General features: G+C 62.9%; 18 protein-coding genes. 7 read left to right on the top strand and 11 right to left on the bottom strand.

The genetic code is table 11. The features are described from left to right. Positions 1-213: 213 nt before the first annotated feature. From IB249_RS11440 to IB249_RS11430, 3 genes are read left to right on the top strand one after another with little or no spacing between them, the layout of a single operon-like run. Complete coding sequence (locus IB249_RS11440) at positions 214-3,051, top strand: PAS domain-containing protein (RefSeq protein WP_225606900.1); 2,838 nt, start codon at positions 214-216, stop codon at positions 3,049-3,051. Then, positions 3,051-3,422, top strand: a complete 372-nt coding sequence (locus IB249_RS11435) for a response regulator (RefSeq protein ID WP_192304599.1) — start codon at positions 3,051-3,053, stop codon at positions 3,420-3,422. The genes IB249_RS11440 and IB249_RS11435 overlap by 1 nt, the downstream gene beginning before the upstream one ends. Before the next feature lie 32 nt (positions 3,423-3,454). Beyond that, positions 3,455-4,117 carry a response regulator transcription factor gene (locus IB249_RS11430; protein ID WP_192304597.1) on the top strand — a complete coding sequence of 221 codons (663 nt, stop codon included), beginning with the start codon at positions 3,455-3,457 and terminating at the stop codon, positions 4,115-4,117. A 13-nt stretch (positions 4,118-4,130) separates the two neighbouring features. Here the strand turns inward: IB249_RS11430 and IB249_RS11425 are convergent, their stop codons facing one another. From IB249_RS11425 to IB249_RS11405, 5 genes are all read right to left on the bottom strand, one after another. Further along, on the bottom strand, positions 4,131-7,028 hold the full coding sequence (locus tag IB249_RS11425; protein WP_192304595.1) for an ATP-binding protein: 2,898 nt from the start codon (positions 7,026-7,028) through the stop codon (positions 4,131-4,133). 157 nt (positions 7,029-7,185) lie between these two features. Further along, complete coding sequence (locus IB249_RS11420) at positions 7,186-7,608, bottom strand: organic hydroperoxide resistance protein (protein ID WP_192304593.1); 423 nt, start codon at positions 7,606-7,608, stop codon at positions 7,186-7,188. Positions 7,609-7,648: 40 nt separating this feature from the next. Next, positions 7,649-8,047, bottom strand: a complete 399-nt coding sequence (locus IB249_RS11415) for a sigma factor (RefSeq protein ID WP_192304591.1) — start codon at positions 8,045-8,047, stop codon at positions 7,649-7,651. Between the two features lie 166 nt (positions 8,048-8,213). After that, positions 8,214-8,963, bottom strand: a complete 750-nt coding sequence (locus tag IB249_RS11410) for a creatininase family protein (RefSeq protein ID WP_192304589.1) — start codon at positions 8,961-8,963, stop codon at positions 8,214-8,216. A gap of 250 nt (positions 8,964-9,213) precedes the next feature. Next, positions 9,214-10,827, bottom strand: coding sequence for an ABC-F family ATP-binding cassette domain-containing protein (locus tag IB249_RS11405; protein ID WP_192304587.1), 1,614 nt, complete (start codon positions 10,825-10,827; stop codon positions 9,214-9,216). Positions 10,828-11,135: 308 nt separating this feature from the next. On the opposite strand from IB249_RS11405, the gene IB249_RS11400 reads away from it, so the two are divergent. Next, positions 11,136-11,702 carry a DUF4174 domain-containing protein gene (locus IB249_RS11400; RefSeq protein ID WP_192304585.1) on the top strand — a complete coding sequence of 189 codons (567 nt, stop codon included), beginning with the start codon at positions 11,136-11,138 and terminating at the stop codon, positions 11,700-11,702. Positions 11,703-11,810: 108 nt separating this feature from the next. Here IB249_RS11400 and ampC read toward each other — a convergent pair whose 3' ends face one another. Continuing rightward, positions 11,811-12,977, bottom strand: a complete 1,167-nt coding sequence (gene ampC, locus IB249_RS11395) for a class C beta-lactamase (protein ID WP_192304583.1) — start codon at positions 12,975-12,977, stop codon at positions 11,811-11,813. A gap of 161 nt (positions 12,978-13,138) precedes the next feature. Here ampC and IB249_RS11390 point away from each other — a divergent pair, with 161 nt between their 5' ends. Further along, a complete protein-coding gene (locus IB249_RS11390) occupies positions 13,139-14,017 on the top strand; it encodes a LysR family transcriptional regulator (RefSeq protein WP_192304581.1) in 879 nt (292 codons plus the stop codon). A gap of 130 nt (positions 14,018-14,147) precedes the next feature. On the opposite strand, the gene gudD is transcribed toward IB249_RS11390, so the two are convergent. Both gudD and IB249_RS11380 read right to left on the bottom strand, forming a co-directional pair. Beyond that, entirely contained in the window at positions 14,148-15,491 is a 1,344-nt protein-coding gene (gene gudD, locus IB249_RS11385) for a glucarate dehydratase (protein WP_192304579.1), read from the bottom strand. A 24-nt stretch (positions 15,492-15,515) separates the two neighbouring features. Next, positions 15,516-16,937, bottom strand: a complete 1,422-nt coding sequence (locus IB249_RS11380; RefSeq protein WP_225606899.1) for an MFS transporter — start codon at positions 16,935-16,937, stop codon at positions 15,516-15,518. A 213-nt stretch (positions 16,938-17,150) separates the two neighbouring features. Here IB249_RS11380 and IB249_RS11375 point away from each other — a divergent pair, with 213 nt between their 5' ends. After that, positions 17,151-17,867, top strand: coding sequence for a FadR/GntR family transcriptional regulator (locus IB249_RS11375; protein WP_192304575.1), 717 nt, complete (start codon positions 17,151-17,153; stop codon positions 17,865-17,867). Between the two features lie 22 nt (positions 17,868-17,889). Here IB249_RS11375 and IB249_RS11370 read toward each other — a convergent pair whose 3' ends face one another. Together IB249_RS11370 and IB249_RS11365 are read right to left on the bottom strand one after the other, a co-directional pair. Then, positions 17,890-19,734, bottom strand: coding sequence for a methyl-accepting chemotaxis protein (locus IB249_RS11370; RefSeq protein WP_412547998.1), 1,845 nt, complete (start codon positions 19,732-19,734; stop codon positions 17,890-17,892). A 360-nt stretch (positions 19,735-20,094) separates the two neighbouring features. Beyond that, positions 20,095-21,000 carry a DMT family transporter gene (locus IB249_RS11365; RefSeq protein WP_192304571.1) on the bottom strand — a complete coding sequence of 302 codons (906 nt, stop codon included), beginning with the start codon at positions 20,998-21,000 and terminating at the stop codon, positions 20,095-20,097. 96 nt (positions 21,001-21,096) lie between these two features. On the opposite strand from IB249_RS11365, the gene IB249_RS11360 reads away from it, so the two are divergent. Then, positions 21,097-21,960 carry a LysR family transcriptional regulator gene (locus tag IB249_RS11360; RefSeq protein WP_192304569.1) on the top strand — a complete coding sequence of 288 codons (864 nt, stop codon included), beginning with the start codon at positions 21,097-21,099 and terminating at the stop codon, positions 21,958-21,960. 34 nt (positions 21,961-21,994) lie between these two features. Here IB249_RS11360 and yegQ read toward each other — a convergent pair whose 3' ends face one another. After that, entirely contained in the window at positions 21,995-23,320 is a 1,326-nt protein-coding gene (yegQ, locus tag IB249_RS11355) for a tRNA 5-hydroxyuridine modification protein YegQ (protein WP_192304567.1), read from the bottom strand. Positions 23,321-23,416: the final 96 nt, after the last annotated feature.

Genomic DNA, 23,416 nt, shown 5'->3' with positions numbered 1-23,416 from the left:
TCCTTTTTGGATGTTCGATGAAATTTCATCTCACCAAATCGTCCGTCGCGGTCTCAATTGCACGAAGGTGTTAGTGGGCCTTGCCCTGACGGTCCCGGCGACGTGCGCACCCGCCGCTACACTGATGCCGGCATGCGACACCAAGGTATGATAGGCGGCGTATGGCCGGCGGGGGCATCCTCGCGAAATGGCGACCGCACACACAGGATCGGTATGGACAACGAGCTCGACCACGTCATCGATGTGCTGCCGGGTGTGGCGTGGACCGCACTCGCCGATGGTCGTGTCGACTACGTGAACCAGTACTGGTGCCGCTACACCGGGCGTGCCCGCGAAGAGGCCATGGACGCGGGCTGGCAGTCATTCCTCCATCCCGACGACCGTCCCCAGGTGTCAGAGCGCTGGCACGCCATCCTCGCCAGTGGCGAGCCCCGCGACATCTGCGCGCGCTTGCGCCGCGCCGATGGCGTCTATCGTCGCTTCGTCCTGCGTGTGAGCCCACTGACGGGCGCTGCGGGCGGCAAGTGGTGTGGACTGTGCACCGACATCGAGGATCACTGCCTCGCTACCCCGGCCACACCTGCGCTCGAACCCGACCTGCGCACGCTCATCGACAGCATTCCCGCGCTGGTTTCGCTGATGACGCCCGACGGAGAGCTGGAGTACGTGAACAATCACAACCTCCAATACATGGGCACCACACTCGAGGAGCTGAGGGGCTGGACCACCAGTGACATCATCCACCCCGACGACAAGCCCCGGGTCATGCAAAGCTGGACGCATTCGGTGACAACCGGCGAGCCGTTTCACGAGGAGCAGCGGATCCGCCGTGCGGACGGTGCCTATCACTGGTTCGCTGCCAATGGCATTCCGATGCGCGACGACAGTGGTCGCATCGCCCGCTGGTGGGTGATCACGGTCGACATCGACGAACACAAACGCGACAAGGCATTGATCGCCCAGGCGCTGGTCGAGATCAGTGCCTCGGAAGCGCGTTTTCGCAGCCTGATCAACGCCGTTCCCGGTTTTGTCTGGAGTGCCGCGCCGGATGGGCAGGTCAGTTTTCTCAACCAGCGTTGGTGCGACTACACCGGCATCGCCCTGCAGGAGGCCTGCGGCGATGGCTGGATGGCCTCTATTCATCCGGATGACCACGACGTGCTGGCGTCCTATCGGCGGGTGCTGGCGTCGGGTCAGCCCGGAGAGTTCGAGGCCCGCCTGCGCCGCTTCGATGGCGTCTTCCGCTGGTTCCTGGTCCGTGCGGTACCGCAGCACGACGAGTGGGGGCGGGTGGTGCGCTGGTACGGGGAAAACACCGATATCGAAGATCGCAAGCGTGCCGAGATGCTGCTGGGGGGAGAAAAACACCTGCTGGGACTGATCGCCGGTGGCACCCCGCTCAGGCTCATACTCGAAGCCCTGTGCGGGCTGGTTGAAGCGAGCTTCGACGGCGGCGTGTGCAGCATCGTGCAGGTCGACCCCAATGGTTCCTATCGGGTGCCCAAAGCCGTGCCCCGCCTGCTGCCGGGTGCAGCGCCGAATCTGCCGCCCGACCTGATACCCGCTCCCGACGGTCACCCCGTGGACGCGGCCGGATGTCCCAACGCCCTGGTGGCGATTCGCAACGAACAGGTGATTTGCCAGGACCTGACCCGTGAGCAGCGCTGGCCGCGTTGGCGCGCCAGCGCATTGGCCCATGGCCTGCGGGCCAGTTGGTCAACCCCCGTGACCTCCATCAACGGCCATGTGACCGGCGTCCTTTGCGTGCTGTTTCGCGAGCCGGGCGTACCCAATGCCTTGCAGCAAAACCTGATTGCCCAGTTCACCCACCTCGCCAGCATCGCCATCGACCGGGCGCACGGCGAGGCGGCGCTGCGCCAGAGCGAGGCGTTCCTGGCCAAGGCCCAACGGCTGAGCTCCACCGGGACGTTTTCGTGGCGTGTGGGTTCGGACGGCATCACCTGGTCCGAGGAAGTCTATCGGATACTCGACCTGGACCCCGGCGTGAGGCCCACGTTCGACCTGCTGTACACCCGCATCCATCCGGACGATCTCTCCAGTTACAAGGAGATGATCCGCAGCCAGCGCAAGAAAGGTCGCGACTTCGAGCACGAACACCGCCTGCTACTGCCGGACGGCACGATCAAGCATGTGCACCTGGTGGCCCACGCGATACCGGATGAGGACGGCGGCCTGGAGTACATCGCCGCCTTGCAGGACGTGACCCAGCGACGTCTTTCCGAAACCGCGCTCGGCGAGGTTCGCTCGGAGCTGACGCACCTGGCGCGGGTCGCGAGCCTGGGGGCATTGACCGCTTCCATCGCCCACGAGGTCAATCAGCCCCTGGCCGGTATCATCACCAATGCCAGCACTTGCCTGCGCATGCTCGGTGCCAGCCCGCCGAACGTCGAGGGTGCCCTGGAAACGGCGCGGCGGACCATTCGCGACGGCAACCGTGCCGCCGATGTCATCAAGCGCCTGCGGGTGTTGTTCTCCAAGAACAGCATCACGCTGGAAGATGTCGACCTCAATGAAGCGGCGCGCGAGGTGATTGCGCTGTTGCTCGGCGAATTGCAGCGCGGCAGGGTGATCCTCAACCCTGTATTCGCTGACGGGCTGCCGACGGTCAGGGGCGATCGCGTGCAGTTGCAGCAGGTCATCCTCAACCTGATCCTCAATGCCAACGAGGCGATGAATACGAACACCGACCGATCACGGCACCTGCAAGTCAGTACCGGCCAACAGGGCCATCAGGTTTTTCTCGAAGTGAGGGATAACGGGGCCGGTTTCGATCCACAGGACGCCGAGCGCCTGTTCAACGCGTTCTATACGACCAAGCGCTCAGGCATGGGCATCGGGTTGTCGGTCAGCCATTCGATCATCGATAGGCATGACGGTCGCCTGTGGGCTCGTGCCAACGAGATCGGCCCCGGCGCGACCTTTCGTTTTTCGATCCCGTTTCGTCCGGGACATGAACAGGCCGTCGGCATGAACGACACCCCAAGGCCGGACGCGGGAAGCGACCGTGATCACACCAGAGAGGGTTTTTGATGGACAAGCCTTTGCTCATAGCAGTGGTTGACGACGACGAGTCCGTACGCGAGGCGTTGCCCGATCTGCTCAGGGAATTCGGTTTTGCGGTGCAGGCCTTTTCGTCGGCACAGGCCTTTCTGGCGTCCGAGTATCTTGAACTGACACGGTGCCTGATCCTGGACGTCGCCATGCCTGGCATGTCCGGTCCGGAGTTGCAAAAGGTGCTCGCCTCGCAGCGTTACACGATCCCGATCATCTTCATCACCGCGCTGGGCGATGCCGGGCAGCGCCCGTTCCTGATGAGCCAGGGCGCGGTGGACTGCCTGCTGAAGCCGTTCAGCGAGGCGGAACTGCTCAAGGCCCTTAGCGCCGCGTTGCCGGTCAGTTGAGCGCTGATCAAATCCACGAGGAGACTGCTCTGTTGAATGCCAATAACCTGTCAGCCCCGGATCAGGCCAGCACCGCGACGCAAGGCACGCCCATCGTGTTCGTGGTCGACGACGATGTTTCCGTGCGCGAGTCGCTGGAACTGCTGATCGGCCACGCCCAGTGGCGAGCGCAATTGTTCGACTCCGCACAGGCTTTCCTCGCCCACCCCCGACCACCGGTGCCCAGTTGCCTGGTGCTCGATATCAACCTGCCGGATTTCAACGGGCTGGACCTGCAGAACGCGATCGCCGGTGACCGCCCGAGAATACCGATCATCTTCATCACCGGTTACGGCGATGTGCCGCGCTCGGTACGGGCCATGAAGGCCGGGGCGGTGGAGTTCCTGACCAAGCCGTTCGACGATGAAGTCCTGCTCACCGCCATCGCCGATGCCTTGCAGAGCAGTCGTGTCGCACTGGACCGGGAGGGCGACCTGCGTGTCTTGCGCGAGGCCCACGCGACCTTGACCCCCCGTGAGCAGGAGGTCCTGGGCATGGTCGTGGCGGGGTGCATGAACAAGGTCATCGCCTCGGACCTGGGCATCAGCGAAATCACGGTCAAGGCCCATCGCGGCAAGGTCATGCGCAAGATGAAGGCGCGCTCCCTGGCCGACCTGGTGAAAAAGGTCGCGCAGCTTTCGCCTCAGGCCGATTGAGTCGGCGTGCCGATCACTTCGGCACGCTGTGCCAGAGTATTTCCAGCTGCCGCCTGTCGAGGCTGTCATGGCCCTCGCACATCTGCTCGCGACAGGCGCTCAGCAGCTCCCTGGCCTGCGCGGTTTTTTCCTGTTCCAGCCACAGACGAGCGAGGTCCATCGAGGTTCTCAGTTCCCAGGATCGGGCGCCCTGCTGGCGGCTCAGCGTGATCGACTCCATGAGCATGTTCTCGCTCACGACGGGGTTGGCAGGCTCCAGGGTCCTGAGAATGTTCGCCTTGATGCGCAGCAGTTCGGGGAGCGCATAAGCGTCGCCACTCTGGCGGCAATGGTGGATGGTGCGCTCGGCCTGCCCAAGCGCTTTTTCGTGCTGGCCGTTCAACACCAGGCCTTCGATCAGTGACATTTCGAAGGAGGTGGTCAGCAGTTCGTAACGCATGCCCTGGAGGCGCGCCAGGCTTTCCTCGAGCAAGGCCACCGCGTTGCCTGGCTGCCCGGCGCGGATCGCAATGGCCCCTTGCACGCCCAGGGTTGCCGCGACATAGGGCGCCAGGGCATTCGCCTCGGCAATTTTGCTGAACGTGTCGAGACTCGCCGCGGCCTTGTCCAGATCGCCGGTCCAGATGTAGATGCACAGTGTCCAGACCAGGGCGATGCAATAGGTCACCGAGTGATCCAGTGCGGCAGCCTCGGCCTCGACCTGCTCGGCCCACTGCCGGGCCTGATCGGGAAAGCCCAGCAGCCACAGCGTGCGCGCCAGCGCCAGGCCGGTGCGGTTACGATGGTCGAAACCGTAATGAACGGTGCTGCTGCGTTCGGACGGCAAGCTGTGGCGCAGAGATCTTTCCAGCTCCTGGCGAGCGAGACGCTGATTGCCGAGCAGGTGGTGGCAAATGCCGGCCAACGAGGCGGCCACGGCGATGGCCTCGGGCTTGCCGATCTCGTTGCTCACGTCCACGGCTTTCTCGGCCCAGGTCAGCGACGAGGGGAAGTCGCCAATGCGTTCGGAAAATATCTGCAGTCGCCCGAGCACCCGCAGTTGCGACCAGTGATCGCCAAGTGCCTGGGCAATGTCCAGCGCCCTCAGCAATGCTGTTTGCGCGGCTTCGCTGTTGCCACGGGTGAACATCAGCACCAACCCCAGGGCGGCCTGCAATTCCATTTCAGTCGGCGTGCCGAAGTAACCCAGCTCCAGCAGTTCGGTTGCCCGGGAACACCAGGCCCGGCATTCGACCATCAATGAGAAATGCAGGAACAGGGGAGCACTGGCTGCGGCCAATGGCAGCGCGAGTCCCGGATCGCCCTGGGGGCCGAAACTCCACTCCAGCGCACTCCTGATATTGCCCAGCTGGCTGGCGAGGCGCGAACAGCGCTCATAAATCTCCCTGGGCGTCGTGCCCAGATGATCGAGCAGCCCGGTGAAATAAGCGGCGTGCCGGAAGGCCAGGGCATGTGCCTCGGCCTCGCCGCGTTCGGCGAGTTTTTCCCGGGCATAGGCGCGGGTCATCTCCAGCAGGCGATAGGTCGCCATGGCGTCGCTGTGATCGACGGCGACCAGCCCCTTTGCCGCCAATTCATCCAGCGCTGCGGCGGCGCTGACCGAGTCGATGTGTCCGTCAGCGAGAATCTGTGAGGCGGCTTCAAGCGAAAACGGCCCGACGAAAATCGCCAGCCGATCAAACACGAGGTGCTCGCTGGCGCACAGCAGGGCGTAGCTCCAGTCGAGCATCGCGCGCAGTGTCTGGTGGCGTGGCAACGCCGTTCGCCGCCCTGACCAGCCCAGGGAAAACCGCTCTCCAAGCAGTGCGTGGGTGGCTTGTACCCCGTGCGTGGCGACACGCATGGCCGCCAGTTCGATTGGCAGCGCCATGCCCTCGAGACGTCGACACATGTCGGCAACCCGCTGCGCATCGCCGGGTTCCAGCAGCAGTGACGCATTGCCCGACGAGGCGCGTTCGACGAACAGCTTCACCGCCGGGAACGCCAGCAACTCGTCGGCGTCCAGCGTCTGTGACTCACCGGGAAAGCCCAGCGGACTGAGCCAATGCACATGTTCGCCCAAGGCACGCAGGGGTTCGCGGCTGGTGGCCAGCAGCGCGACGTCGGGCGCCGCCTCCCGGATCCGCTCGACGAGTGCCGAAACGGCATCGATGAGGTGCTCGCAGTTGTCGATGATCAATACCCGCTTGCGTTCCCGCAGATGCGCCAGCAGCACGTGCAGCGGATCTTCGGCCTGCACGGAAATACCCAGCGCAGCGGCCAGCGACGAGGTCACCAGGGTGGCGTCTTCGACCTGGGCGAGGTCGATGAAGCGCACGCGTTCATCGTGCCCGGCACAGATCCGGTGGCCGACCTCGATCGCCAGGCTGGTCTTGCCGACCCCGCCGGGGCCGACGACGGTGAAAAGCTTGGGTTCCTGCAGACGATCGACGAGCATTTGCGCGTCCTCGTCGCGACCGACCAGTCGGGCCCGCACCGGCAGGTCACCGACGCCACTGACCGGGCGCTTGCCTGGTTCCCGGTGCGGGAGAACCGGGCGGGTGGTCAGGCGCGGATCGGACTGCAGGCGTTCGATAGGGGCGACGAAGGCGTAGCCGACGCCTACCTGCGTGGAGATGTAGCGCGCCCCGTCTTCTCCATCGCCGAGGATCTTGCGCAAGCCGGTCATGTGAAAACGCAGGCTGCCTTCGGAGACCACGATGTTGGGCCAGACCTGTTTGATCAGCTCGTGCTTGGACAGCACTCGACCGGGGCGCTCGAGCAGCGCAATCAGCAAGTCCAGGGCCCGCCCGCCAATGTCCACCGCGCTGCCGTTTTTGGTGAGCAGGCGCTTGCCCGGTGTGACGCAGAAGGGCCCGAAGGCGAGTTGCAGGTTCAGGGATTCATGCAAATCGTCTGGGACGGACTCCACAAGGAACGCTCTCTGAAAGGGTCTGTGTTTTCGCTGCAAAAGAAGGCGCGCGCAAGTCTGCATGATAGGTGTTTTGATTCAACGTTCAAGTGCTCCAATACCGTCAGGCGGGCGTGACGGATCGGAGCATGGCGCGGGCGGGGGGCGCGGCGGAAGATCAGGCGAGGGCGAGGGCGATGTCGACGTCGATGTTGCTGCGGGTGGCTTTGGAATAAGGGCAGTTCTGGTGGGCCGCATCGATAAGCTGTCGGGCGATATCCGGTGCTATGTCAGGCAGTGAGACGGCCAGGCGTGCTTGCAGGAAAAACCCCTGTTCACCGTGCACCAGATCAATCTGTGCATCGACGGCGGCGTTTACCGGAAAGCGTATTTTTCGAGCGTTGCAAGCGTGACGCAAGGACCCCAGAAAACAGGCCGACCAGCCAACCGCAAACAGCTGTTCCGGATTCGTGCCCTGGCCAGGTGCTCCGGGCGCGGACAGCTTGAGGTCCAGACGACCGTCCTGGCTGCGTCCTCTCCCTTCACGGCCCCCGGTCGTATGGGTGTGGCCGGTGTAGAGGACCTTTTCGATGCGGATCATGGACATTTCCTGGCAGGCGCGGATGGCATTCGGGGGGGCTTCAAATGGCCCGCGGGGCTGGATGACGTTCGAGTGAAGGTGGGCTGGCCAGAGGCGGGGTGGCTTGTTCGCCGCGCTGGCTGCGCAAGTGCTCAAGCAGGGTGTCGCGGGCGTTTTCAATCAGCCATGCGCGAAAGGGCGTGTTCGAATCGTAGTCGGCGCGGCGTCGATGCAGCGCCATGAACGCTTGTTGAACCAGGGGCTCGACACTGTCGCGCCCGACCCGGGCGGCCTGGACCTGCCCCTCGAAAAACGCCTGCAACAAGGGCGTCACCGTGGCGATCAGTTGCAGGGATGCCGGCGTGTCATTTTCGAAGACATCGGCCATCAATGCACGCAGTTCGTCATTTCCCGGGCGGTGGACTCCGTCCAGGCAGCTGCCGCAATAGTGTTTGGCCATGATCGGATCCCTCTTGAGCCATCGGTTCAACTGGTCATGGTCAACGGCAGGAAGCCGCAGTGGCCATGCGTGCAGTGGTCAGGCTCAAGAGTGATGCCTCAGTGCCGGGATCACCAGTTATGCGGTGTTAGCGCTTGTTAGCTGGCGCCGATCAGTGCAGTCGACGTTAGCGCGCAAGTTGCTCACGACTGAACGCATCCAGTTCCCGAATCAGGCTTTGTGCCGCCAGCATGACCAGTTGGCCGCCTTTTTCCGGCGTCGCCTGGGCCGGGTCCGAGCCCATCCGGCCATCGGGGAAGCGTGCGCGGAAATCATGGGCTTCGCGGATCGGACCGGAGTTGGCAATCTGCGGTGAGTACTGCGCCGACTTGATCGAGTCCGGGTAGGCCCACTGGGTGACGGCAATTTCGGAGGGGGTGGCATGGATGCCGTGGCCGGTCGGGAACTGTTGGTTGGCCAGCGCGGCAACGCCTTCGAGGTCCCACCAGTTACACAGCTTCAACGAGAACCCTGCCGGGCGGCGAGCGAAACTGGCTTCGGCATAAAGCTCCGAGAACGCGGCCTCGATCGAGGCAATGTTGCCGCCATGGCCGTTGAGGAAAAAGATTTTCTCGAAACCGTGGGCAACCAGCGAGCGCGTCCAGTCGCCAATGGCGGCGATGAAGGTCGAGGGGCGCAGGGTAATGGTCCCGGGGAAGCCGAGGTGGTGCTGGGCCATGCCGATATTGAAGGTCGGGGCGATGAGAATATCCGCCGATCTCTGGGCCTGGTGGGCGATGATCTCCGGGCACATCCAGTCGGTGCCCAGCAAACCGATCGGGCCGTGCTGCTCATTCGAGCCGATGGGAATGACGATGGTGCGCGAGCGTTCGAGAAATTGCTCGATCTCGGACCAGGTTGACAGAGGTAATAGCATTTTAGCCTCGCAAATCGATGGCTCCATTCGGAGCGTGGGACATCCTGGGGACGCGGCCATGTAGGGTCACAGGTCCGACTGCCCGCCCAACCATGACAGCACGGGGGGCGCAGGCAGGACATTACACGATGGTGTCGCTCCCGGTGGGAGCGCACCTGCTCCGGGCGGCGTTCCGACGAGGGTCGTCAACGATGATGCGGGCTGTCGGATGCCCGCATCGGCCGAGCGTTTTTCGCGAGCAAGCCCGCACCTACAGGGGCTGCCATTCCCATCCGTCGGTGCGTAGATGCAGGTAATGGGTGAGCTTCAAGCGTTCGAGAAAGTCACCATCGTGGGAAGCGATCATCAGCGTGCCCTGGAATTGCCCGAGCATGGCTTCCAGTGCGTCCAGCGAAGCCAGGTCCAGATGGTTGCCGGGTTCGTCCAGCAGCAACAATTGCGCCGGTTCGTCGGCGTACAGCACACAGGCCATGGCGGCCTTGAGGCGTTCGCCACCGCTGAGCAGGCCGCTGGGTTGTTGCAGTTTTGCAGCGTCCAGATCGAGGTGCGCCAGGCGAGTGCGCCATTCGCCTTCGCTGAGGCTGCGGTTGCTGTCGAGCATCTGTTCGAGCACCGATCTGTGCGGGTCCAGGGTTGCGCACTGTTGATCCAGATAGGCGAAGGGCACCTGCACCGAACAGGCGCCCGACAGCGGTGGTAACAGACCGGCCAGAACTTTCAGCAAGGTGGATTTGCCAGTGCCGTTATCGCCGACCAGGCCGATACGCTGTCCGCCGCCAATCGTCAGCTTGATCGCACCAACGCCCGCGGGCCGGAAGGGCAGGCGTAGCGCATCGAGTCTGGCGACCTGACGTCGATTTGAGGCGGGGTCCCGGGGCGAATGCAAACGAATGGCCGCGTCGCGCTCGACCTGTTGCGCCGCCTGGCGCACGCGCAGGTTCATCTGTTCGCGGGCGGCGGCCTCCTGGGCCCGGGATTTGCCCAGGCTGAGCTCGCTCTGCTCTTTGCGGCGGCCCAGCAGGATGGGCGCCTGATTGGCCTCGCGCGCGTTTCGGTTGCCCTGGGCCTGGCGACGCTCCAGTCGTTCGCGCTGCTGGGCAAGCTCGCGCTCGCCACGCTTGCGCTCGTGCTTGCACTGTTGCAATTGCCGCAGGGCGTTTTCACTTTCCTGCGCCTTGCACTGCCGATAAAAATCATAGTTGCCGCCATAGCTCTGCAAGCCGAGTGTCGACAGTTCGACGATGCGCGACATCTTTCGCAGCAATGCCCGATCATGACTGATCACCAGCAACCCTTTGGGCCATTGGCTCAATTGCGCCATGAACGCCTGGCGACTGGCATGATCGAGGTGGTTGGTCGGTTCATCGAGAATCAGCAGGTCGGGGTCGGCGACCCACGCACCAACCAGCGCCACGCGCATGGCTTCGCCGCCACTGAGATGACGGACGGGCTGTTCCAGCGAGAGATGGCCAAGGCCATGGGCCTGCAGCTCGGCTTGCAGGCGCCGGCGGATATCCCAGCGATCACCGACGAGGTCGAAGTCCGCAGGCTCGATGCTGCCCGCTTCGATGCGTTGCAGTGCCTGCAGCACCGGTTCCACACCCGCCAGGCCGGCGACGCTGAGGGCGGACGGATGATCGATCTGCTGCGCCAGGTAGTGGACAGAGCCTTCGCGCAAACATCGGCCGCTGGTGGGCTTGAGCTTACCGGCCAGCACCTGTGCCAGCAGGCTCTTGCCGACCCCGTTGCGGCCTACCAGGCCGGTGGCTTGCTGATCGAATTCAATGCAAAGGTCGGAGAAGACGGCCCGGCCATCGGGCAGGGAAAAGGCAACGCTGTCCAGCGTCAGGCAGTAATGGGGCATGGGTGTTCTCAATGGATGCCAATGATCATTTCCCCACGGCGTGGGAAAAAATGAAGACGGGACCGTCAAAAAGGACGGCGGCATCAATTGCGCATCGGACGAACACCTCAAGCGAAGCGGAAAGAACGGCGATTATGAAATCGGAGAGGCCAGTGGGGCAATCACCGATTGTCAGTATCGCCAGCCTGTTGCGCATTGACTGCCCTGACCTAAGCTTGGGACATGGCGAAACACAATTGCGGTGCGTCACCCGGAACGATCGCCGCGATGCGCAATCATTAGAGCGTGGATATCAAAAGGAGATGCGCATGCTCATCAGGTCACTGACCCTGACAACCCTGCTGGCCTTCACCGGTCCCCTGTTCGCCGCTGATGGTGATTCGCCATTGGATGTCTTCAAAGGCCTGGCCCGCCCGCTGATTGTCATCGCCCAAAGCACTGTGGACCCAACGTGGGTCAGCCTGAAGAAATCGCTGGAAGACCCGGCCAACAAGCAAGGGATCGCCGACCGCAACATCAAGGTGTACAGCGTGCTGAACATGTCGGGCCAGCTGGATGGCAAGGACATCGGCCAACAGGACACGATGGCCCTGATCCGTGCCCTGAAGCTGGGGGCAGGGCCGTTGCCCAAAGTGATTCTGGTGGGCAAGGACGGAGAGAAGAAACTCGAAAGCTCGGGCGAAGAATCAAGGGCGCTGGACCTGCAGAAAATCTTCGCCACCATCGACGCCATGCCAATGGCCGAGAAGGAAGCGGCGGCTGCCGCACCACCGGCACCTCCAGCCGCCGAGCCCGCCCCGGCCAAGGGCGCCAAGAATGCCAAACCCGCCAAGCCGGCGAAACCGGCCAAGCCACCCGAGCAGCCGGACGATTGAGCCGCAGCGCTACCGAGGGAGAGCCACCGACTTGCTGGCGATGGTGGCGTGACAGGCCGCGACCAGGTCGACTGTCATGGCCATCGCGAGCGTTCCCACGGTGTCCGACTAGTGGCTCAACGCACCCAACACCGCATGAGCAATCCTGACGCGCTCCGCATTCGGATAATTGCGGTTGGCCAGGATCACGATGCCGATCCGTTTTCCCGGGACATACGCCACATACGCACCGAAGCCGCTGGTTGAGCCGGTCTTGTTGAACAATGCATCCGGGCGAGGCGCTTGCGCTGGCGTGAGCCATTGCACCGTGTTCGGCTCATAGGCCATCTGCGCCGAGTTGCCCGCCAGCAGGGTGTCGAGCCTGACCGGGTACGGGTAGAACTCCCAGCCCAGTCCCTGGGTCGTGTTGCCCACCTGGTAGTAACCGGTATGGGTGATGGCGATGGCTTGCTGCAAGGGTTTTTCCAGGCTCGCCGGCTGCAGGTTCGCCTGCACGTAGCGCAGCAGGTCCGACGCGCTGGTCTTCACCCCATAAGCCTCCGAATCCAGCGCCCCCGGGCCGACTCGCACCGGCTTGTCGTCCTTGTTGTAACCCTGGGCGTAAAGTCCCATCTGATCCTGCGGCACCCTGAGGAAGGTGTGCTTCAACCCCAGCTTGGGCAGCAGGGTGTTTTCCATGGCGTCATCGAACGACACACCCAGGCTTTGCGCGGCCAGGCAGCCGAACAGCCCCAGGCTCGGGTTGGAATACTGGCGATGGCTGCCGGGGGCATACAGCGGTTTCCACTGTTTGAAGTACGCCAGCATTGTCTGCGGCGAGTCGGCCTCGGCCGGGAACTGCAGCGGCAATCCACCGCCCGAGTAGGTGCCCAGCTGCAACACGCTGACAGTGTCGAATGCGCTGCCCTGCAAGGCTGGCCAGACTTGGCTGGCCTTGTCGGACAGGGACAGTTTGCCGCTGGCCTGGGCATAGGCGGCGAGGGTGGCGGTGAAGGTCTTGCTCACTGAACCGATTTCGAACAGGGTGTCGGCAGTGACCGCCTGGCCGGTTTCCTTCGAGGCTACGCCGTAGTTAAAGTAATGTGCCTTGCCATTGACGGTGACCGCCACTGCCATGCCGGGAATGCTCTGCTGTTGCATGACGGGCAGCACGGCGCCGTTCACGACCGCTTCGATCTGTGAGTCCGCAGCCTTGCCGGCCATGCAGGAACCTGCGCCGAGGAAAAGTCCGAAAGCACTGTAGGATAAGGCCTTGCTGAGTTTGAAGTTATGCATGTGTGCGCCGCTGTCCATGTGATTGTTATCGGGTGTACCCGCCCACTCCGAGCGATTGTGGAATGGGCCTGCCGATGAGCGTGGCAAAATCTATTCACTTTGCCGAGTCGCGACAAACGACGTTATCTCGGCCTGGCCATTAGAAAAATTTGGGAGTCGGCATGATTCGCCCACAACTACCGCTTAACGCTCTGCGTGCTTTCGAGGCATCGGCGCGACACCTGAGTTTCACCCGGGCGGCGGTGGAGTTGTGTGTCACCCAGGCGGCGGTGAGTCATCAGGTCAAGAGCCTGGAAGCCCAGCTCAAGGTGACGCTGTTCAAGCGCTTGCCACGCGGGCTGATGCTGACCAGCGAAGGGGAAACCCTGCTGCCGGTGTTGCGCGATTCATTCGACCGTATCGCTCAAACCCTGGAGCGTTTCGAGGGCGGGCATTTTCGCGAAGTGTTGACGGTGGGCGCGGTGGGGACGTTCGCGGTGGGGTGGTTGCTGCCGCGACTGGCCGACTTCCAGGCGAAACATCCATTCATAGATCTGCGCCTGTCGACCAACAACAATCGGGTGGATGTTGCCGCCGAAGGCCTGGATTATGCCATCCGGTTTGGCGCAGGCGCGTGGCACGGCATTGAGGCGGTGCGCTTGATCGAAGCGCCGTTGTCGGTGTTGTGCGTGCCGCAGATTGCCCGGCAATTGCAGGCCCCCGACGACCTGTTGCAGCAGACGCTGCTGCGATCCTATCGCACGGACGAGTGGCCTGAGTGGTTTCAGGCCACTGGCCTGGCGCCCCATGTCGCGTCGACGCGCAGCATCGTCTTCGACTCGTCGCTGGCGATGATGGAGGCGGCCCTGCAAGGCGCCGGCGTGGCGCTGGCGCCGCCCCTGATGTTTGCCCGGCAACTGGCGTCGGGCGCCATCGAGCAGCCGTTCGCCATCGGCATCACCACCGGCAGCTACTGGCTGACCCGCTTGCAATCGCGTGCGGAAACATCGGCGATGGCGGCGTTCAAGGGGTGGTTGTTGCAGGCGGCCCACCCGCACTAGCGGACACTCCATGACCCTGTGGGAGCGAGCCCGCTCGCGATGAGGCACCGACGGGCAACCTCATCGTCCCCTGTCACTCCGCTGTCGCGAGCAGGCTCGCTCCACATTTGAGCACTGAATGCCCGTTGGATCACCGCACCAGACACGGCCGCTTGTTATCGAACGTCCAACCCGGAATCAGAAACTGCATTGCCACGCTGTCATTGCGCGCGCCCAGTCCCATGCCCTTGTACAGCTCGTGGGCCTTGGCCAGTTGGTCGATGTCCAGCTCGATCCCCAGTCCCGGTTTCTTCGGCACCTGCACACAACCGTCGACGATCTGCAGCGGGGCCTTGGTCAGGCGCTGGCCGTCCTGCCAGATCCAGTGGGTGTCGATGGCGGTGATGTCACCCGGTGCCGCTGCCGCGACATGGGTGAACATCGCCAGGGAAATATCGAAGTGGTTGTTGGAGTGCGAACCCCAGGTCAGGCCCCACTCGTGGCACATCTGCGCCACGCGCACCGAGCCCTGCATGGTCCAGAAATGCGGGTCGGCCAACGGGATGTCCACCGACTGCAACTGGATCGCATGACCCATTTCCCGCCAGTCGGTGGCGATCATGTTGGTCGCGGTTTTCAGGCCGGTGGCACGGCGGAACTCAGCCATGACTTCGCGGCCCGAGTAACCGTTTTCCGCGCCGCAGGGGTCTTCGGCGTAGGCCAGAACGTGGTGCTGGTCGCGGCACAGACGAATCGCTTCCTTCAGCGACCACGCACCGTTCGGATCGAGGGTGATGCGCGCATCGGGGAAGCGTTCGGCCAGCGCGGTGACGGCCTGGATTTCCTCGTCGCCGCTGAGCACGCCACCCTTGAGCTTGAAGTCCTGGAAACCATAACGAGCGTGGGCGGCCTCGGCCAGGCGGACCACCGCCTCGGCGGTCATGGCTTTTTCATGACGCAGGCGGAACCAGTCATTGTCGGCGTCCGGTTCGCTGCGGTAGGCCAGGTCCGTCTGCTGGCGATCACCGACATAAAACAGATAACCAAGCATCTTCACCTCGTCGCGTTGCTGGCCTTCGCCGAGCAGGGCGGCGACCGGCACGTCGAGGTGCTGACCGAGCAAATCCAGGAGTGCCGCTTCCAGGCCCGTGACGGCGTGGATGGTGATGCGCAGGTCGAACGTCTGCAAGCCGCGCCCACCGGCATCGCGATCGGCGAAGGTCCGGCGCACTTGATTGAGAATCTTCTGCCAAGTGCCGATCGGGCTGCCGACGACCAGTGAGCGGGCATCTTCCAGGGTCTGGCGGATCTTCTCGCCGCCCGGCACTTCGCCGACCCCGGTGTGACCGGCGTTGTCCTTGAGGATCACGATGTTGCGGGTGAAAAACGGCCCGTGGGCGCCGCTCAGGTTGAGCAGCATGCCGTCGTGGCCAGCCACTGGAACGACTTGCATGCTGGTGATGATCGGGGCTTTGGCGGTGTCATGTGCGGTCATGTTGTTATCCTTTTGAAAGCCATGTCAGGCGTGTTGGGGCGCGGGTTTGTCCGATGCCGTCGGCGATGCGGCCTTGGGCGTGTTGCGGGCGGCGAACACGATGATCGCGGCGATGATCGAGGTTGCAGCCAGGCCATACAGCCCGCCCTGGATCGAGCCGGTGTGTTGTTCCAGCAGGCCGAAGGTGGTGGGGGCCACGAAGCCGCCGAGGTTGCCCACCGAGTTGATCAGTGCGATCACCCCCGCAGCGATACGCGCATCGAGGTAGGCCTGGGGAATCGGCCAGAACAGCGACGAGGCCGACTTGAACCCCAGCGCCGCGAAGCAGATCGCCACGAACGCGAAGATCGGCCCGCCGGTGGTGGACATGAACATCCCCGCCGCCGCGATCAGCAGGGCCGCGGCCACCCAGGCTTGCTGGTGTTTCCATTTCGCCGACAGCGAAGCGAAGGCGTACATGCCGACGATCGACAGCAGCCACGGGATCGAGTTGAACAACCCGACCTGAATGTCGCTGAGGTCGCCCATCTTCTTGATGATGCTCGGCAGCCAGAACGTCGCGGCATAGATGGTCAGCTGAATGAAGAAATAGATCAGGCAGAACAGGATGATCTGACGATCCTTGAGCAGCGTGCCCAGGGACGGCTTGACGGGCGTCGCGGCTTCGCGGGCCAGTTGTTCGGCGTCGATGGCCTTGACCAGGGCGTCCTGTTCGGCGCGGTCGAGCCATTTGGCGTCGTGGGGTCTGGAGTCGAGCCAGAACCAGACGAATGCGCACAGGCCCACCGAGAACATGCCTTCAATGAAGTACATCCATTGCCAGCCATGCAGGCCGAGCCCGTCGATTTGCAGAAGCAACCCGGACAGTGGGCCGGAGATCAACGACGCAATCGCCGAGCCACTGAGGAAGATCGCGATAGCCTTGCCGCGTTCGACGCCGGGCAACCAGCGGGTGAAGTAGTAGATGACACCCGGAAAGAATCCGGCTTCAGCCACGCCCAGCAGAAAACGCAGGATATAGAAGTGGGTTTCGTTCTGGATGAAGGCCATGCCGGCGGCGACCAGGCCCCAGGTCAGCATGATCCGGGTCAACCAGACGCGGGCGCCGACTTTTTGCAGGAGGAGGTTGGAGGGGACTTCGAACAGCGCGTAACCGATGAAGAACAGGCCGGCACCCAAGCCGTAGGCGGCAGCGCCAATGCCCAGGTCGTGTTCCATGTGGGTACGGACGAAGCCGATGTTCACGCGGTCGATGTAGTTGACGATGAACATGATGACGAAGAGCGGCAGAACGTGGCGTTTCACTTTCGAGATGGCGGATTGCAGGGTCGGATCAAGACCGCCGTGCGTCCCGGTGAGGGGTGTTTTCACTTGATGTCTCCCACTGATTATTTTTATGCGGGGTGTTGCGGGTGTTGCGGGTGTTGCGTTGTTGAAAGACATCATACAACTGCATTTTTTTGTTTCGCAAGCGCTATCGCCCAGCATTATGGAGATTTAATCGGGATTTCGTGATTATTCGCTACTTGGTTATCCGTCGGATTTCACTGGTTTTACCGAAATTGTTGAGTGTTGTCATACAAGTTGGTGTGCGTTTGTTGAGGCTTCCGTCCATCCGCGATGCTAGGATTCCGTCAACCGCGTTTTTGGATGATCCCCATGCAAGAAGACCTGGAAGCGCCTGCCCGCAAGCGCACCCACAACCTGGCCCATGACCTGGTCGGCAAACTGACCCAGAGCATCCTGCTCGGCCAGTTGCTGCCGGGGGACAAGTTGCCGTCGGAGAACAGCATCGTTGCCGAACATGGCGTCAGTCGCACGGTGGTGCGCGAGGCGATCTCGAAGTTGCAGGCGTCGGGGCTGGTAGAAACGCGGCACGGCATCGGCACCTTCGTTATCGAGCGCGCGCCGGAGCAGGGGTTGCGGCTCAACGTCGATACCGCGCTGGGTGTGCGCAGCATTCTGGAGTTGCGCCTGGGGCTCGAAACCCAGGCTGCCGCGCTGGCGGCGGTGCGCCGCACTGAACCGCAGCTGGCGCAGATGCGCCAGGCCCTGGACGACTATCAAAGCCTGCTCGCCAACAACGACAGTTGCGTCGAGGCCGACCGGCGCTTTCACTTGTTGATCGCCGAAGCCACCGGCAACGTCTGTTTCAGCGAAATCATGCAGCACCTGGGCAGTGCGATGATTCCCCGGACCCGAGTCAACGCTGCCGAACGCGGCGCCACGGATTTGAGCAAGCTGGGGCAGCTCGCCAACCTCGAGCACGAGGCGATTCTCAATGCCATCAAGCGCCAGGATGCGGATGCGGCACGGGCTGCCATGTGGCTGCACCTGACCAACAGTCGCGACCGGTTTCTTGCCGGTGGCGACTGAGCGGGGACCTGCCCGCTAGCGATCAGGCCATCTTGAAGCGATTGACCAGTCGTTGCTGGTACTCCGCCAGGCGTGCCAGCTCCTGGCTGGTAATGGCCGTCTGCTCGGCGCCGGCACTCACCTGGATCACCAGGTCGTTGATCTCGTTCACGTTGCGATTGATGTCTTCCGACACGGCGCTCTGCTCTTCGGCGGCGGATGCGATCTGAATGTTGCGGTCGTTGATGCGGGCGACACCGTCGGCAATCTCCACCAGCAATTCGCCCGCCCGTTCGACCTTGGTCGCCCCATCCTGGGCCTTGTCCAGGGTCTGTTGCATGGAGGTGACCGCATGGTCCGAACCGGCCTGCAGGTTGCTGATCATCTGCTGAATGCTGCCTGTGGACTCCTGGGTCTTCTGCGCCAGGGTGCGCACCTCGGAGGCGACCACCGCAAAACCACGCCCGAATTCCCCGGCCCGCGCCGCTTCGATCGCCGCGTTCAGCGCCAGCAGGTTGGTCTGTTCGGCGATGCCGCGAATCACGTCGAGTACAGAGGAGATCGCGTGGCTTTCATCCTTCAGGTTGCCGATGATCTGCGCGGTGTCCTCGGCCTGGCCTGACAACTGGCGAATCAGTCCGATGGTGCTTTCGATCTCCGCGCGTCCTTGCTCGGTACTGAGATTGACCTGTCGCGACATCTGCGCGGCATCGTTGGTGCTTTGCGCCACTTCGCGCACCGTCGCGCTCATTTCGTTGATTGCGGTGGCGACCTGTTCGGTGCCCTGGCGTTGCTGGCCAACACTTTGGCTGGTCTGGATCGTCACCGCCGACGATTCTTCCGCCGCAGTCGCCACTTGTGCCGTGGCATTGCCGATTTCCTGCACGACGCCCCTGATCTCTTCGGCCATGCGGTTGAGGTTGAGGGAGATCTGGCCGAACTCGTCCTTGCTCTCATAGGTGGCGCGCGCCGTGAGGTCGCGCTGTGCCAACCCGTCCAGTACCCGGTTGACGTCGCTGACCGCCCGGTTGATGGTGCGGATGATGATGAAGGAGAGCAGCGACACCACCAACAGCGCCACGACCACTGCGCCAAGCGTCAGCCACAGGGCGCGACTGGCCAGATCCCGTTCGTGCATCGCCAGGTTGCTGACACTTTGACCCAGGGCATCTTCGATCTGGCTCATCAAGTCAATGCGTCGGGTCGAGGTTTGAAACCACATTTCGGGTTTGATGTTCAGTGGTTGTCCCAGTGGAATGTCGAAGGCCAGGCGTTGCAACTTGGCAACTTCGAGGGCAATCGGCGTTTGCATCTGTTCATCGAACTGTTGCAGCAAGGCGGGCGGGGCCTTGCGCCGGAACGCATCGGCATAAGCAGAGAACTCCCCCAGGTTACTGCTGAAACGCGACAACAGTGTTTCGTCGAAATGCCCCTGGTTGAAGACCAGACCGAGCAGTACTCGCTCGCGCCCGGCCCGTTCTTTCATTTCGATGAACTGATTGAGTGCGCTGAGTGCGTGAATGACCGTTGCGTTGTTGACGCTGGCTTCCAGGGAGTGGGTGTAACCAATCAGGGTGTTGACGATCCCGGTATAACGCGTGCCCGAGTCGACGCCGCTGATGCTCAATTGATCAACGTGTACGCGCGTGGCCGCGACCCCTTCCAATGCGCGAATGGCATCTGACAGTGGGATGTTCCCCTGGGCAGACAACCCGCGCACGGCCTCGATCGACACATCGGAGTCCTTGCGAAGTTGCGCCATCTGCTCGGCCATCGACTTGCCGCCGCTGCCCAGAAACACACCGCTGGCACCCCGCTCGCGTTGCAATGCGGTGATCAGTCGACTCAACTTCTGCGCGGTGGCGCTGGCCGTCACCGTCGTATTCATGTCGCGCAAGGTTTCATAGTTGCTCGTGACGAACAGACCGGATAACAGCAAAAAACCGAGCAGGGGAAGTGCCAGGATCAACAGCAGTTTCAAACGTAGCGGAGCATTCTTGAGCATTGCCCTTTACACCTCAGTCCATATTGAATTCATTGAGGCGCCAGGTTGTCGAACCGCTCTTTTTATCTGCGCACATCCTGTGACCCATCTTACGTGAGTGGCTAAGTGCTATCACTGCAAAAGGCGTCGACTTTTGCGCCGATACACTGTCCCAGGGGGCTCATTTGCAGTTGTTTTGACCTGGGTCAACAAAAGCGTTGTTTGCCAACAAACAGTCCGGGAACCTTCGCGGTGGCCGCACGTTCAGGCATCGGTGATCACCGCTGGCTTGCGTTCCAGGTTCAGCGCCAGCACGCTGATCAGCACGACCAGCGCACCGCCGACGATCATCAGGGTCGGACGCTCGCCCAAGGCAACGGACGCCATCGCCATGGCGGTCGGGGGCACCAGGTACAGCGTCATCGTCGTCCGGCTCAGATCGACGTGTGCCAGCACGAATGCCCAGGCCAGGTAGGCGAGGGCACTGGGAAACACCCCCAATGCCAGGACGGCCAGTTGCACCTGGGGCGGGGCGTTGCTCACCTGGGTCGCCAGTCCCGGCAGATACACCAGCAGCAACACCGTCCCCGACCACACCGTGCAGCACACCAGCGTCAGCCCGTCGTAACGCCCGCCATGGTGCTTCTGCAGGGCAAAGTAAAGGCTCCAGGACAGCGCCGCCAGCAGGATCAACAGGCCGTGGCCATCGATACTGCCCAGACCTCGGTCGCCGGCCACCACCATCAATACGCCGGCCAGGCCGAGCAACACACAACCCCAGCGCCACGCGCTGACACAGTCCTTGAAGACGAATCGCGCCAGCAGCGTGCTGAACAGGGGCGTGGATTGCGCCAGGACACTCGATGCGCCGGCGCTGACACCCTGCTGGCCAACATTGATCGCCACGTGGTGCAGGCTGACGGCGAAAAATCCGAGTCCGAACAGCAGCGGCAGGTCGCGAAGCCGGGGCAGGGTGATGCCCTTGATCGACGCAATCAACGCCATGAGTGCCGACGCCACCAGAAACCGCAATAACGCCAGGTGCCCGGGGTCATAGGCTTGCAGGCCGATGTGAATGCCGCTGGGGGAGTAGCCCCAGCACGCCACGACAAACGCCATGGCCAGGATGATTTTGACGGGGTGCAGCGGAGTGGGGGGCAGCGTTTTCATGGTCGGGCACCGGCAGGCAGGTGCTGCGAGTATCGGAAGTCAGACCATTCGCCACAACTGACTTATACTGCGACGATAGTTCACTTTAGGTGATGTATGGAGCTGTCGCAGATTCGCATGTTCAAGACCGTTGCCGACGTCGGCAGCATTGCCCGTGCCGCCGAGTTGTTGCATTGTGTGCCCTCGAACATCACGGCGCGGATCAAGGCGCTGGAGGCGGAGCTGGGCGTCGCGCTGTTTCTGCGCGAGGGCCGGGGGTTGCGCATCAGCCCCTCTGGGCAGACCTTCCTCGCCTACGCCTCGAAGATCCTCGCGCTCACCGCCGAGGCCAAACGCGCGGTCGATCCTGCGGCCGAACCCTCGGGTCCGCTGCGCATCGGTGCCATCGAATCGTCCGCCACCGGTCGCCTGCCTCGGCTGCTTGCCAGGTTCCACAAGCGTTACCCGGCGGTGGCGCTGGAGCTGACCACCGGCAGTTGGGGGCAATTGCTCGATGACACGGTCAGCCATCGGCTCGACGGTGCAATCGTCGCGGTGGATGTCGAGCGCTCGCACCTCAAACGCACACCCATGTACCGCGAGGAGTTGTTGTTGATCGCCTCGACCTCACTGGGGCCGGTGCGCGACATTGCCGATTTGCGCGACAAGACCGTGTTCATGTGGCCCCAGGGCTGCCCCTATCGTGCGGCGCTGGAGCACTGGCTGTTGCGACAGGGGCAGGCACTGCCCATCGTCAGCCTCGCCAGCTATGGCGCGATTGTCGGTTGCGTGAGCGCGGGGGCGGGGGTGGCCCTGGTGCCCCGGGGCGTGTTCGATCAATACGCCAGGGGCGCCGGTTGCGCGGGGTTCGAGTTCCCTGAACTGACGGCGATCGACAACCTGTTCTACTGGCACGAAAACGCCGGGGTGCACCCGGCGCGGGAAGCCTTCGTGGCCATGTTGCGGGAGGAATTCGTGTAACACCCCTGGCATGGCCTCGGTGCGTCCGGACCGATCAGGCCTTGGCCAGATCGCGCATCAGCAGGCCGAAACGCAGGTCCACGGCATCCGGTATCGGCAGGTACACGGTGTGCCCGTCCCCCGGCGCGACGTCGATGGATTGGCCGTCCCTGTCCTGCAACTGATGCAAGTCGAAGTGGAAGTTGCCTTTGGGGGTCATCAGCTCCATGTGATCCCCCAGGGCAAAGCGATTCTTGACCTTGACCTCCGCCAGCCGGTCTCGCCGCTCGCCGGTCAGTTCGCCCACGAACTGCTGGCGTTCCGACACCGAACTGCCGTTCTGGTAGTTCTGGTACTCGTCATGCACATGCCGGCGCAGGAAACCTTCGGTGTAGCCGCGTTGGGCGAGGGATTCCAGATCGGTCATCAGGCTGCGGTCGAAGGCGCGGCCGGCCACGGCATCGTCGATGGCCTGCCGGTACACCTGGGTGGTGCGCGCGCAGTAGAAGTGCGATTTGGTCCGGCCTTCGATTTTCAGCGAGTGCACGCCCATCCGCGTCAGGCGTTCGACGTGCTGCACGGCGCGCAGATCCTTGGCGTTCATGATGTAGGTGCCGTGTTCGTCCTCGAACGCGGGCATCAGTTCGTCCGGGCGATTGGCTTCCTGCAACAGGAATACCTGGTCGGTCGGTGCCCCGATGCCCAGGGTCGGTTCGGGCTCGAAGGTCTGCACGATCTCGCCGAGCGTATTCTCCGTGGCCTGCTGCGCCGAATACTTCCAGCGACAGGCGTTGGTGCAGGTACCCTGGTTGGCGTCGCGCCTGTTCATGTAGCCCGACAGCAGGCAGCGCCCGGAGTAGGCCATGCACAACGCGCCATGGACGAACACTTCGAGCTCCATGGCCGGCACTTGCTGGCGGATTTCATCGATTTCCTCCAGGGACAGCTCCCGGGACAGGATGATCCGGCTCACCCCTTGCAATTGCCAGAACTCGACGCTCGCCCAATTGACCGTGTTGGCCTGCACCGAGAGGTGAATCGGCATCTGTGGGAAGTGCCGGCGTACCAGCATGATCAGGCCAGGGTCGGACATGATCAGCGCGTCCGGCGCCATGGCGATCACCGGTTCCAGATCCTTGAGGAACGTCTTCAGCTTGGCGTTGTGCGGGGCGATGTTGACCACCACGTAGAAACGCTTGCCCTGGGCCTGCGCCTCGCGGATCCCGAGCGCGAGGTTGGCGTGATCGAATTCGTTGTTGCGTACCCGCAGGCTATAGCGCGGCTGGCCGGCGTAGACCGCATCGGCGCCATAGGCGAAGGCGTAACGCATGTTTTTCAGGGTGCCGGCGGGGGCGAGCAGTTCGGGTGTGGCCAGGGTCATGAGCGTGTCGATCGCAAAAACCGGCGAGGGTAATCGTCTTGCCCGCGAGTTTCATTGATCTGGATCTATGCTTGATGAACAAACGGATGGCACTCG

Origin of the sequence: Pseudomonas sp. PDM04 (assembly GCF_014851765.1) — a bacterium.
Classification (GTDB): domain Bacteria; phylum Pseudomonadota; class Gammaproteobacteria; order Pseudomonadales; family Pseudomonadaceae; genus Aquipseudomonas.
Note: the sequence above shows the minus strand (reverse complement) of the source record. Positions and strands in the feature narration are given on the sequence as shown.